Below are 12,235 nucleotides of genomic sequence, written 5' to 3'. Positions count from 1 at the left end.
GAGGCCTGGGGCATACCCGCGATCAACACGCTGATCCTGCTGAGCTCCGGCGCCACCGTCACCTGGGCGCACTGGGGGCTTAAGCGCAACAACCGGACGCAGATCAAGATCGGGCTGGCACTCACCATCCTCTTGGGCGCGCTGTTCCTGGCATTGCAGACGCATGAATACATGTCCGCCGATTTCAGCCTCAAGACCGGCATCTACGGCGCAACTTTTTATATGCTGACGGGCTTCCACGGCGCGCATGTGACTTTGGGCGCCATCATGCTGACCGTCATTCTGGGAAGGGTAATTGCCGGGCATTTCACCGCCGACCGTCATTTCGCCTTCGAGGCCGTGTCATGGTATTGGCATTTTGTCGATGTAGTGTGGTTGATGCTGTTCGTGTTTGTGTACTGGATGTAAAGCCGCAGGGGTTGCTTCCCTGCATATCGAAAGGAGGTTCAAAATGAACCGCAGACTGTATTTCATGTTGCCGGATGTCGAAAGCGCGCACGTGATGATGGACGAAATGCTGCTCGCCCGCGTCAATGCCGACCACATCCACTTTTTGGCCAAGGAAGGCACGCCGTTGGGCGATCTGCCGGAAGCCACCATTACCGAAAGAACCGATTTCATCGATGGCTGGGAAGTCGGCATGGGGTTGGGAGCATTGCTGGGCTTAATCGCCGGCCTGCTGGCGACGTGGATACCGCCGTGGCCGTTCAATGACGCCTTCCCCCGTGTCGGCATCCTGGTTTGCATATTGGTGGGCCTGGTCGGCGGCGGGTTATGGACGGCGATGGTCGCAAGCTCCATCCCCAACACCCGGCTGAAACGCTTCGAGGCCGGCATCGAGAAGGGCAAAGTCCTGATGATGGTGCTGGTGCCCTTCCACCGCGCGCAGGAAATACGCGATCTCGTCGTCAGGCGCCACCCGGAAGCAGCCTACAGCGGAACCTGGCCGACGGATCATGTGGTGTTTCCGTAACGGAGAACCATTCAACCACGTCGCCACAGAGCCGCGACGCCGTCTCGCCGGCCTTCGCCAGCCCCTCCTGGATGTCCCGCTCGGGTGGGGGCCGGCTTTATTTTGAAGCCGCTTAAACTGGATTCAAAGAGCGAAGGCTGGCTACGATCTTGATTCGTAGCCAGCCCCGTCTCAACCGTCAGAACCCGCCTTTTTTATAATCGTGCGCCGCAAGCGGATGGTGCACGACATTTTCTTGGGCGATCACTTCGGTCGGCAACGGCAACCCATTGACGGCGCGTTTGATTGCCAGCCTGGTGGCTTCGTAATTCCAGTCCTGGATTTTGTTGTTGTCCTCCGCATCCCAGTGGATGAAGACGCCGACGCAGATAAACAGATCGTTGGCTTCCTCGATAGGGATCACGCCATCCTTGACGCTATCTGCCACCGCCTTGGCCACGCCGCACTGCGCCGGCCCGAACATCTGGACGGCCTGTTTGGCGTTTTTGATATCGACTTTGTTGAACATGACCGTAGGCGGCTTGGTCATCAGGTTGGGGGCGAGCACAGAGAGCAGCGCGTTATCTCCCCGTTTCTGGTTGCTAAGGGCGATACAGAAGGCGGTTTCGGCACCGCTTCCGCGCGGCCCGATGATGAGATCGACGTGCGCCACTTCATTGCCGTCGCCCACCAGGGCTTCGCCTATCATTACTTTATTGATTTTTGTCGTTTCCATGGCTGTCCATCCTTTCTGAAAATTCGCTCGTTGCAAGCGAGTGTTGAAGAAATATGTTGAACATTGTTTTTACCAATTGGAAAAGCATTCAATTTGATACCGGCACAGCAATTAAGTTCTTAATATTTATGTGAATTCATCGGAAATTAATCCCTGGGACAAGTGTCAAAAAAACCAGGAGATTAAGCATGCGCCCGGTATCGGAATATCTCAAGACCTGGTTTCTCTGGGAACTGCTGCAAGGCTTGCAACTTACCGGCAAGGCCTTGTTCCGGCGCAAAGTCACGGTGCAGTACCCCGAAGAGAAAACTCCCATGTCGCCGCGCTTTCGCGGCCTGCACGCCTTGCGCCGCTACCCCAGCGGCGAGGAACGCTGCATTGCCTGCAAGCTGTGCGAGGCCGTGTGCCCGGCGCTGTGCATCACCATCGAATCCAGCGAGCGCGCCGATGGCACGCGCCGTACCACGCGCTATGACATCGACCTGTTCAAGTGTATTTACTGCGGCTTTTGCGAGGAGGCCTGCCCGACCGACGCCATCGTGATGACGCGCCATTTCGAGTTCCACATGGAAGACCGCTCGGAAGCCGTGATCGACAAGGAGCGCCTGCTGGCGCTGGGCGACAAATTCGAGCGACAGATCGCCGCCGACCGGGCGCAGGACGCGCCTTATCGTTGAGGAGACAAATCTTGAAAAGCTATTTGCCACGGGAGGCGCGGGGAAACCAGACGCAATGATGCTATCCACCTACTTTCATATTCCCCGTGGTTCAACCGCCGTTCCGCCACATGCCGGTGGAGACATAGCGCTCGCCGGTATCGGAAAGGATGGTAACAATGGTGCGGTATCTGCCGCTTGCCGCAAGCTTGAGCGCGCCATGGACGAAGGCGCCGGAAGACGGGCCGACGAACAGCCCCTCGTGCGCCAGGCGGCGGCAGGCCGCCAGCGCTTCGTCCAATGTGACAGGGATGCGGGCATGGATCATCGACTGGTCCAGAATGGCCGGGACGATGTCGTCCGGCTGCCCCAGAGGTTTAAGTCCTTCGATGCCGGGAAAGGTTTCCGGGATCACCGCGGCTATATGGATATCCGGGCGTGCCTCGCGCAATCTGCGCCCGGCGCCGGTCAGAGTGCCGCCGGTACCGACCCCGGCAACGAAGGCGTCGGGCAGCGTGCCCGCCTGGTTCTTCAATTGCCGGAGAATTTCTTCGCCCGTATCGAAATAATGCGCCTGCCAGTTGGCCGGGTTGCCGTACTGATCGCATAGCCAGTAGCGCTCGGGATATGCATCGGCGAGGCGGTGCGCCTCGCGCAGGGCGAAATCGTAGCCTTCCAGCGGATCGGTAATAATCAGTTCCGCGCCGTAGGCGGCGATGCGCGCCAGCCGTTCCTGGCTGGCGTTGCCCGGCACCACGATGGTCACCGGAATGCCCAGCGCCGCACCCAGCATGGCGTAGGAAATCCCGGCGTTGCCGGATGACGAATCCAGCAGCCGCCGGCCACCTTCAAAACGCCCGTCGGCCATGGCCTGCACCAGCATTCTCGCCACTGGCCTATCCTTGACGGAACCGCCGGGATTCACGCTTTCCAGCTTGGCGAACAGGCGCACGTCATCGGCGATCTCGCGCGCCAGGCGGATTTCGACCAGCGGCGTCTTGCCGATGCCTTCCAGCAATTGCTGCGCTTCATGCGATGAAATGGCATCGAGTTTCATGCCGTGGTACTCGCGCAAAAATGTTCGTAATCCACATAATCCGGGACGCTGCCGGGCGTGCCGCAATACCGGCAGGCCGGGTTGGGCGCCACCGCCAGTTCGTGGAAATCAGCGCGCAGCGCATCGTACAGCAGCAGACGCCCCACCAGCGGGTCGCCCAGCTTCAACAGGATTTTGATCGCTTCCGTCGCCTGCAGCAGGCCGATCACGCCGGGCAGCACGCCCAGCACGCCGGCCTCGGCGCAGGACGGGGCGAATTCCGGCGGCGGCGGTTCGGAATACAGGCAGCGGTAGCACGGCCCGCGCCGCTGCGGATACCCCGGCCAGAACACCGATACCTGGCCCTCGAAACGGTACACCGCGCCGTAGATGTCGGGCAGCCCCAGCTTGACGCAGGCATCGTTGACCAAGTAGCGCGTCGGGAAGTTGTCCGAACCGTCCACCACCAGATCGTAGCCGGAAAAAGTCTGTTCCACGTTGGCGCTGGTCAGGCGCGCCTCGTGGCTTTGCACCTTGACGCCGGGATTCAGTGCCTCCAGGCTCTGCCGCGCCGATGCCACCTTGGAAGTGCCCACCCGCGCATCGGTATGCAGGATCTGGCGCTGCAGATTGCTGCGGTCCACCACATCGTGATCCACCAGCCCCAGCGTGCCGACCCCGGCGGCGGCCAGGTAGAGCGCCGCCGGCGAACCCAACCCGCCGGCGCCGATCAGCAGCACCCGCGATTCCAGCAGTTTTAATTGCCCGGCCTCGCCCACTTCGGGCATCAAGAGATGGCGCGAATAACGTTCGCGCGCCTGGCGATCGAGTTGCCTGGGGATTTCGACCGGCAGCCCTTCGTTTTTCCAGCGGCTGAACCCGCCCGCCATCGAATGCACGTTGCGGTAGCCCAGGCGCTGCAAATCCTCGGCGGCGAACAGCGAGCGCACGCCGCCGTTGCACATCGTGACCACAGTCCGGTTCATGTCGGGCACGGCCTCCTCGATGCGCAGCTCCAGGTAGCCGCGCCCCAGCCGGTAGGCGCCGGGCGGGCTGCCCTGGGCGATTTCGTCCGCCTCGCGCACGTCCACCAGCGCGGCTCCCTGCGCCTGCAGGGCCAGCGCCTGTTGCGGCATCAGCTCGGGAACGGTTGCTTTCAATTGCGCCAGGCGGGCGTCTTTTGCCGTCGGCGCGCCGCCGGCCACCGCCGGCACGATGGAAATGACATCGTCCGCCGCCACCGGCGTGGCGAGGCCGCCCAGCGTGCGCACGTTGCGATTGCCCAGATAGATGTTGACGAACTGGCGCACTTCGCCTTCCGCCGATAGTATGCGGCCGAGGATGCCATCGTGCGCGGCGCCGAGCGCGGCCAGTGCCTCGCCCACCGTAGCCGCCGACACCTGCACCTCGTCGGCGCCCGCGGTATAGCCGCGCAAAGGCATGGGGATGCGGATATGCACGGTCATGGCAGAATCGCCTCCTCCACAAAATCGTCGTCCGCCAGGCGCCAGCTGCGCATGTCTTCCACGCCTTTGCTATCGACGGAGAGAATGAGATAAGACCAGCCTTCCCAGGCGAACGAACGGTCGGTGGCCGAGGGGCGCGGCGGATGATCTGGATGCGAATGCCAGACGCCGACCAGCTCCAGGCCGGCATCGCGCGCTTGCCGGTCCGCCTCGATAAACGCCTCGGGGTCCAGTTCGAAACGGTCTTGCGCTCGTTCCCGGTTCAGGTTGCGGGCGGCAATCGTTTCGCTCACGGTAACGCCGGCACCATTTTGTCGGCCGATCAACAACCCGCAGGTTTCCAGCGGGTAGCCGGCGCTCACCCAGCTTGCGATACGGGTCCGGAGGGGTTCTGGAAGATACAGCACGGACATGGCATAGGCTCCTACCCCGACGCTTCCCCCACGGCCGCGGCGTCCACCTGCACCCGGCCGTTGGCAGCAACGACCGGAAACGTCCGCAGATTCTCGTAGGCGGGCGGCCCCAGAACGACGCCGGTAACGACGGAAAAGCGCGCGCCATGCAAGGGGCAGACGATCTCTTCTCCTTCCAGCGTACCTTCCGACAGTTCGGCATCCTCATGCGTGCATAAATTCTGCACCGCGTAATAATGTCCACCAACATTGAATACCACGACGGGCATGTCGTCGATCGTAATCACACGGTGGGTGCCGGGCAAAAAGTCTTCGACTGCCGCCACATCGATCCAGTCACTCATGGGTTGTCTCCTTACAGTAGGCCGAGTTGCAATTTAGCCGCCTCCGTCATCTGCTCGCGCGTCCAGGGTGGCTCCCACACCAGTTCCACCTTGGCTTCCTTGACGCCCGGCACGCACATCACGGTTTCCTGCACCGCCTGCGGGAACGACTGCGCCACCGGGCAATTGGGCGCAGTCAGGGTCATGCGGATCTGCACGTTGCGCTCGGCGTCGATGTCGATGCCGTAGACCAGGCCAAGATCGTAAATATTGACCGGAATTTCCGGATCGTAAACGGTGCGCAGTATTTCGATGATGCGCGCCTTGAGTTCGTCGTAGCTGACTTCCGGCTGCTGTTGCTGCTCGAAGAGTTTTTTCCAGTCGTATGCCATGGCTACTCCGTAGATACCGGCATAGATACCGGCTGCGGCTGGTTCTCCAGCGCCGCCTGCAGGGTATGCCAGGCCAGCGTCGCGCATTTGACGCGCTGTGGAAACTCGCGCACGCCAGCCAGCACTTCCAGCTTGCCCAGGCCTTCGCCCGAGGCGGTGCCGGTGACCATATGCTGGAACTCCTGCATCAGCCGTAACGCCTCGTCCTCGCGCATGCCCTTGAGGCTGTCCGTCATCAGCGAGGCGGAAGCGGTGGAAATCGCGCAACCGGAGCCGTCGAAACCGGCGTCGCGGATGATGCCGTCCTCCACCTGCAGATATATCGTTACCTTGTCGCCGCACAGCGGGTTATAGCCTTCCGCCTTGCGGTTGGTCATACCCAGCCGGCCGAAATTGCGCGGCTTGCGGTAATGGTCGAAGATGACTTCCTGATAGAGTTCGCGCAGATCGTTCATTTAAAAATCCTGTTAACCGCCGTCGGCGGTTAATTACGTATTAAACAGTTCCACCACTTTTTCCAGCCCGGCTACCAGTGCATCCGCTTCGCGCCGGGTGTTGTACAGCGCAAACGAGGCGCGTGCCGTCGCCGGGACGCCGAAACGTTCCATCAGCGGCATCGCGCAGTGGTGGCCGGTACGGATGGCGATGCCCTGGTGGTCGAGTATCGTGCCGACATCGTGGGCGTGCGCGTCTTTCAGCACGAACGACAGGATGCCGGTCTTGTCATGCGCGGTGCCGATCAGCCGCAAACCGGGAATCTGTTCCACCGCCCGTGTCGCGTATACCAGCAACGCATGCTCATGCGCGGCGATGGCCTCGAAGCCGATCGCACTCAAGTAATCGATCGCCGCGCCCAGGCCGATCACGCCGGCGACATTGGGCGTGCCGGCCTCGAACTTGAATGGCAGGACGTTGTATTCGGTGTGTTCGAAACTGACAGAGCGGATCATGTCGCCGCCGCCCTGGTACGGCGGCATCGCGTTCAGCAACTCCGCCTTGCCGTAGAGCACACCCACGCCCATCGGCCCGTAGAGCTTGTGGGAGGAGAACGCATAAAAATCGCAATCCAGCGCCTGCACGTCCACCGGCACATGGGCAATGGCCTGCGCCCCGTCCAGCAATACCGGCACATCATGGGCGTGGGCGATGTCTGTCATCGCCTTGACCGGCACTACCGTCCCCAGCGCGTTCGACACATGCGCCAGCGCCACCATCCGGGTATGCGGACCGAACAAGCGCTCGTAGGCTTCCAGCTTGAGTTCGCCGGCATCGTTGACCGGGATCACCCTGAGCTTGGCGCCAACTTGCTGGCACAGCATCTGCCAGGGCACGATGTTGGAGTGGTGCTCCAGCCCGCTGACGATGATCTCGTCGCCTTCGCGCAAGCGGCTGCGGCCGTAGCTTTGCGCCACCAGATTGATGGCCTCGGTAGTGCCGCGCACGAAGACGATTTCATTCGGACTGGCGGCATTCAGCAGCCGCTGCACCTTGACGCGCGCCGCCTCGAAGGCATCCGTCGCGCGCTGGCTTAAGCTGTGCACGCCCCGATGCACGTTGGAGTTGTCGTGGCGGTAGTACCGGTCTTCCGCTTCGATCACCGCCAGCGGTTTCTGCGTGGTAGCCGCATTGTCCAGGTAGACCAGCGGCTTGCCATGCACGCAGGTTTGCAAGATCGGAAAGTCCGCACGCCAGCGTTGCACCGCCAGTTCATCGGCGCCCAATTGCAGTTCGCCTTGCATGTTCATAGCAGCTCCTTAATGCTGTCGCCCTGGGACAGCCGGTCCAGCACCAGGTCCGCGATTCTGTTGCGCAGTTCGGGCACCGGAACCCGCTCTATGATTTCATTGGCGAAGCCGTAGATCAGCATGGACCTGGCGGTTTCCGCGTCCAGCCCGCGCGAGCGCAGATAGAACAAGCTGTCGTCGTCCAGTTGGCCGACGGTGGCGCCGTGCGTGCAGCGCACGTCGTCGGCAAAGATTTCCAGTTGCGGCTTGGTGTCCACTTCCGCCTCGCGCGACAGCAGCAGGTTGTGGTTGGACTGATGGGCGTCGGTTTTGACCGCGCCGGGATGCACCGTCACCTTGCCGCTGAACACGCCGCGCGATTCGCCGTCCAATACCCCACGATAATATTCGCGGCTGACGCACGACGGCGCCAGATGGTCGATGCGCGTGTGATGATCCGCGTGCTGCCTGCCGTTGAGCAGATATAAGCCGTTCAGCGTGCAATGGCCGCCGGGCTCGCTTAAGCGGACTGTGATGTCGTTGCGCGCCAGGCGCGACCCCAGCGCGAACGAATGCGAAATAAAGCGGCTGTCCGCCGCCAGATCGGCATGAATGCCCGCCAGATGGTAGGCCGCGCTGCCCTCCTGCAACAGCTTGCAATGCTCGATCATGGCGCCGGCGCCAAGCTCGAGTTGGGTGGTGCTGTCGGTGAAGTTATGCGCGTCCACCATGCCCAGGTAATGTTCGACTACCGTGGCCTGGGCACCCGCTCCGGCGACGACGATATTGCGCGGGTAAATCGATACCCCGTAGCCGCTGGCGATGAACAGCAGATAAACCGGCATCTCCAGCCTTGCCCCCGGCGCCAGGCGCAGCACCGCGCCGTCGGTGGAAAAAGCGGTGTTCAGCGCATCGAACACCGTGTGTTCGTGCTGCTGGTCGAACAGGGCCTGCGGCAGCTCGGCCGCATCGTCCAGCATATCCGCGAAGCTTTCCAGGCGCACGCCGGGGCCGAGATTTCCGGGGCAGGACAGCTCCGGAGAATAGTGGCCGTTGATGAATACCATCAGGTGCACGTTCTGCTGGGACAGCATCCACGCATACAGCGCCGCCTCGGACGGCGCATCGGGCGGAATGTTGTCCGGCAACAGCGACGCGCGACGCGAAAGCACCGACACGTCGGTGTATTTCCACTCCTCTTCGCGCCGGCTGGGAAAGCCATGCGCCTTGAAGCGTTCGAACGCGCTTTGCCGGGCATCGACCACCCACGGCACGTCGTGCCCGGCCAGGGCCAGTGATACGTGCTCCGGGTCCGGTTCCTGCCAACTTTGCTGAACGTTCATCGCCATCCCCTCACACCGCCTGTAGTTCGGATTCGAGCCAGCCGTACCCGCGGCCTTCCAGTTCCAGCGCCAGTTCCGGCCCGCCGGATTTGACAATGCGGCCCTGCGACAGCACATGCACCCGGTCCGGCTTGATGTAGTTGAGCAGGCGCTGGTAATGGGTCACCAGCACGATGGCCCGCTGCGGGCTGCGCATGCCGTTGACGCCGCCCGCCACCACCTGCAGCGCGTCGATGTCGAGGCCGGAATCGGTTTCGTCCAGGATCGCCAGCCGCGGTTCCAGTACCGCCATCTGCAGTATCTCGTTGCGCTTTTTCTCGCCGCCGGAAAAGCCTTCGTTGATGGCGCGCGTCAGGAAGGCCTCGTCCATCTTCATCAGTTTCATCTTGTCGCGCACCAGGCTCAAGAACTCCATCGCGTCGAGTTCCGGCAAGCCCCGATGCTTGCGGGTCGCGTTGAGGCCGGTTTTGAGGAACAAGGCGATGCTGACGCCGGGAATCTCCACCGGATACTGAAAACCCAGGAAGATGCCTGCGCGCGCGCGCTCCTCGGGCTGCAACGCCAGCAAATCCTGGCCTTCGTATTGCACCGAGCCCTGAGTCACCTGATAGCCCTCGCGCCCGGCCAGCACTTGCGCCAGCGTGCTCTTGCCGGAGCCGTTGGGCCCCATGATCGCGTGCACCTCGCCGGCTTTGACCTCAAAGTCGATGCCGCGCAGGATTTCGCTGCCGTCGCGGCTTACATGCAGGTTTTTTACCGTCAGCATCATTGTTCTCCTTGGCTTAGCCGGTGCCGCCTTCCAGGCTCACTCCCAGCAGTTTCTGCGCCTCGACCGCGAACTCCATCGGCAGCTCCTTGAACACCGCCTTGCAGAAGCCGCTGACGATCATCGACACCGCATCCTCGGGCGCGATGCCGCGCTGCGTGCAATAGAACAGCTGGTCTTCGCCGATGCGCGAGGTCGAGGCCTCGTGCTCCACCTTGGCGGCGGGGTTCTTCACCTCGATATAGGGGAAGGTGTGCGCGCCGCAATGGTCGCCCAGCAGCAGCGAATCGCACTGCGTGTAGTTGCGCGCGTTTTCCGCGCTGGGCAGCACCTTGATCAGCCCGCGGTAGGTGTTCTGTCCGCGCCCCGCCGAGATGCCCTTGGACAGCACCGTGCTCTTGGTATTGCGGCCGATGTGGATCATCTTGGTGCCGGTGTCGGCCTGCTGGTAATGGTTGGTCAACGCCACCGAATAAAATTCGCCCACCGAGTTGTCGCCTCTGAGGATTACGCTCGGGTACTTCCAGGTGATCGCCGAGCCGGTTTCCACCTGCGTCCAGGAGATGTGCGAATCGGCGCCGCGGCAATCCCCGCGCTTGGTGACGAAGTTGTAGATGCCGCCGCGGCCTTGCCGGTCGCCCGGGTACCAGTTCTGCACCGTGGAATACTTGATCTGCGCGCCTTCCAGCGCGATCAGCTCGACCACCGCTGCGTGCAATTGGTTCTCGTCGCGCATCGGCGCGGTGCAGCCTTCGAGGTAGCTGACGTAGGCATCCTGGTCGGCGATGATCAGCGTGCGCTCGAACTGACCGGTGTTCCTGGCGTTGATGCGGAAATAGGTGGACAGCTCCATCGGGCAGCGCACGCCCGGCGGGATATAGCAGAACGAACCGTCGGAAAACACCGCCGAATTCAGGCTGGCGAAGAAGTTGTCGGTATACGGCACCACGGTGCCCAGGTATTGCCGCACCAGGTCGGGATGCTGTTGCACCGCCTCGGAGAACGGGCAGAAGATGATGCCCATCTCGGCCAGCTTGCTCTGGAACGTGGTCGCCACCGACACGCTGTCGAACACCGCATCCACCGCGACACCGGCCAGCATTTCCTGCTCTTTCAGCGGGATGCCGAGCTTTTCATAGGTGCGCAGCAACTCCGGATCGACTTCCGACAGGCTCTTCGGGCCTTTCTTGCCCGACTTGGGCGCCGAGTAGTAGAAAATATCCTGGTAATCGATGGCGGGATGATGCACATTTGCCCATTGCGGCTCCTGCATCGTCAGCCAGTGGCGGTAGGCCTTGAGCCGCCACTCCAGCATGAATTCCGGCTCGCTCTTTTTCGCCGAAATCAACCGTATGGTGTCTTCGGAGAGTCCGCGCGGTACCGTATCGCTTTCCAGCGTCGTGTAAAAACCGTGTTGATAATCGCGGCTGATCAGTTCGTCCAATTGCCTGGCGGCGTCCATATTCATCTCCAAAATAACTACATGCTGGCCTCGCGTTGTTTCATGTTTGTCGAGCGGTTTTCGATATCGACATGTACGGCTGGCTGGGTTGCCTGCGGCTGCGCCAGTTCGGCCAGGGTAATGCGCTCAAGGCTGAGGCGGATTTCCCGGCTGATGCGTTGCCAGTTGGTGCGGACAGCACACGATGACTCACGCGAGCACAGGCCGATAATGCTGCTGCATTCGGTCAAGCCCATGGGATAGCCTTCGATCGCGTCGATAATGTCCGCGATCGGGATGGCCTCCGGCTGCCGCGCCAGCTTGTAGCCTCCTTTTGGGCCCCGCTGGGACAGCAGCAAACCTGTCCGCACCAAACTCTTGAGTATCTTGCTGACAGTGGGCAACTCCAAACCGACGGCGGCGGCGATTTCCGGCGCATTGCGCACCTGTTCGGGCACTTGCGCCATCAAGGTCATCACCACCGTCGCGTAGTCCGCGAGTTTACTCATGCGCAGCATTTGTCTCTCCTTTGCAATTTGGACTAAGACGGTCCCATATGGTTCCGGCAATGCCCGAATTAACGATATCCGAACATCGGGAACGGCCCGCTGTCTAACCTGCACCTCGAATAAGGCCGCAAAGGCCGGAGCTTCAGGGAGCAACCGTTATGGGAGTATTATCATGGACGATATGATGTTAACTGCGAAAAAATGCACGCCATGCCAGGGCGGCATTCCACCATTAACGCTGCAGGAAGCGGAAAAATATCGTGGTAGCGTTCCCGATTGGGAATTGCTGGAAAACGCCACCAAGGTCAAACGCACCTTCCGCTGCCGCGATTTCATGGAGGCGATGGCGCTGGCCCAGGCGATCGGCGAATTATGCGAGGAGGAGGGGCATCATCCCGATATCACATTCGGATGGGGGTATTGCAAGGTCGTCTTCCAGACCCACAAAATCAACGGCCTGCATGAGAACGACTTCATC

16 protein-coding genes are annotated in these 12,235 nt (G+C 61.5%); 4 read left to right on the top strand and 12 right to left on the bottom strand.

The window, feature by feature from the left end; genetic code table 11:
* Together VGK14_RS13495 and VGK14_RS13490 are read left to right on the top strand one after the other, a co-directional pair.
* Positions 1-408: cytochrome c oxidase subunit 3 (locus VGK14_RS13495; RefSeq protein WP_331509614.1), on the top strand; the 408-nt coding region annotated here is incomplete at its 5' end.
* A gap of 43 nt (positions 409-451) precedes the next feature.
* A complete protein-coding gene (locus VGK14_RS13490; RefSeq protein ID WP_331509613.1) occupies positions 452-973 on the top strand; it encodes a hypothetical protein in 522 nt (173 codons plus the stop codon).
* A 178-nt stretch (positions 974-1,151) separates the two neighbouring features.
* Here VGK14_RS13490 and fae read toward each other — a convergent pair whose 3' ends face one another.
* Complete coding sequence (gene fae, locus VGK14_RS13485; protein ID WP_331509612.1) at positions 1,152-1,688, bottom strand: formaldehyde-activating enzyme; 537 nt, start codon at positions 1,686-1,688, stop codon at positions 1,152-1,154.
* 188 nt (positions 1,689-1,876) lie between these two features.
* Between fae and nuoI the strand changes: the two genes are divergently transcribed.
* A complete protein-coding gene (gene nuoI, locus VGK14_RS13480) occupies positions 1,877-2,365 on the top strand; it encodes an NADH-quinone oxidoreductase subunit NuoI (protein ID WP_331509611.1) in 489 nt (162 codons plus the stop codon).
* A 91-nt stretch (positions 2,366-2,456) separates the two neighbouring features.
* Here the strand turns inward: nuoI and VGK14_RS13475 are convergent, their stop codons facing one another.
* From VGK14_RS13475 to VGK14_RS13425, 11 genes are read right to left on the bottom strand one after another with little or no spacing between them, the layout of a single operon-like run.
* Complete coding sequence (locus VGK14_RS13475; RefSeq protein WP_331509610.1) at positions 2,457-3,401, bottom strand: cysteine synthase family protein; 945 nt, start codon at positions 3,399-3,401, stop codon at positions 2,457-2,459.
* Positions 3,398-4,846, bottom strand: coding sequence for a molybdopterin-synthase adenylyltransferase MoeB (gene moeB, locus VGK14_RS13470; RefSeq protein WP_331509609.1), 1,449 nt, complete (start codon positions 4,844-4,846; stop codon positions 3,398-3,400). The genes VGK14_RS13475 and moeB overlap by 4 nt, the downstream gene beginning before the upstream one ends.
* Positions 4,843-5,259, bottom strand: a complete 417-nt coding sequence (locus VGK14_RS13465) for a M67 family metallopeptidase (RefSeq protein WP_331509608.1) — start codon at positions 5,257-5,259, stop codon at positions 4,843-4,845. Before VGK14_RS13465 ends, moeB begins: the two co-directional genes overlap by 4 nt.
* A gap of 11 nt (positions 5,260-5,270) precedes the next feature.
* Positions 5,271-5,603 carry a non-heme iron oxygenase ferredoxin subunit gene (locus VGK14_RS13460; RefSeq protein WP_331509607.1) on the bottom strand — a complete coding sequence of 111 codons (333 nt, stop codon included), beginning with the start codon at positions 5,601-5,603 and terminating at the stop codon, positions 5,271-5,273.
* An 11-nt stretch (positions 5,604-5,614) separates the two neighbouring features.
* Complete coding sequence (locus tag VGK14_RS13455) at positions 5,615-5,974, bottom strand: SUF system Fe-S cluster assembly protein (RefSeq protein WP_331509606.1); 360 nt, start codon at positions 5,972-5,974, stop codon at positions 5,615-5,617.
* 2 nt (positions 5,975-5,976) lie between these two features.
* A complete protein-coding gene (sufU, locus tag VGK14_RS13450) occupies positions 5,977-6,429 on the bottom strand; it encodes a Fe-S cluster assembly sulfur transfer protein SufU (RefSeq protein ID WP_331509605.1) in 453 nt (150 codons plus the stop codon).
* Between the two features lie 33 nt (positions 6,430-6,462).
* Positions 6,463-7,719, bottom strand: a complete 1,257-nt coding sequence (locus VGK14_RS13445; RefSeq protein ID WP_331509604.1) for a cysteine desulfurase — start codon at positions 7,717-7,719, stop codon at positions 6,463-6,465.
* The gene (gene sufD, locus VGK14_RS13440; RefSeq protein WP_331509603.1) at positions 7,716-9,041 is read right to left on the bottom strand and encodes a Fe-S cluster assembly protein SufD; all 1,326 of its coding nucleotides are present in this window, start codon (positions 9,039-9,041) and stop codon (positions 7,716-7,718) included. The genes VGK14_RS13445 and sufD overlap by 4 nt, the downstream gene beginning before the upstream one ends.
* Positions 9,042-9,051: 10 nt before the next feature.
* Positions 9,052-9,807, bottom strand: coding sequence for a Fe-S cluster assembly ATPase SufC (gene sufC, locus VGK14_RS13435; protein ID WP_331509616.1), 756 nt, complete (start codon positions 9,805-9,807; stop codon positions 9,052-9,054).
* Between the two features lie 16 nt (positions 9,808-9,823).
* Positions 9,824-11,269 carry a Fe-S cluster assembly protein SufB gene (gene sufB, locus VGK14_RS13430; RefSeq protein ID WP_331509615.1) on the bottom strand — a complete coding sequence of 482 codons (1,446 nt, stop codon included), beginning with the start codon at positions 11,267-11,269 and terminating at the stop codon, positions 9,824-9,826.
* Between the two features lie 17 nt (positions 11,270-11,286).
* Entirely contained in the window at positions 11,287-11,766 is a 480-nt protein-coding gene (locus VGK14_RS13425; RefSeq protein WP_331509602.1) for an SUF system Fe-S cluster assembly regulator, read from the bottom strand.
* Positions 11,767-11,929: 163 nt separating this feature from the next.
* On the opposite strand from VGK14_RS13425, the gene VGK14_RS13420 reads away from it, so the two are divergent.
* On the top strand, positions 11,930-12,235 hold a 306-nt coding region (locus VGK14_RS13420; protein ID WP_331509601.1), incomplete at its 3' end, for a 4a-hydroxytetrahydrobiopterin dehydratase.

This window comes from Novimethylophilus sp., assembly GCF_036504375.1.
Lineage (GTDB): Bacteria > Pseudomonadota > Gammaproteobacteria > Burkholderiales > Methylophilaceae > Novimethylophilus.
Note: the sequence above shows the minus strand (reverse complement) of the source record. Positions and strands in the feature narration are given on the sequence as shown.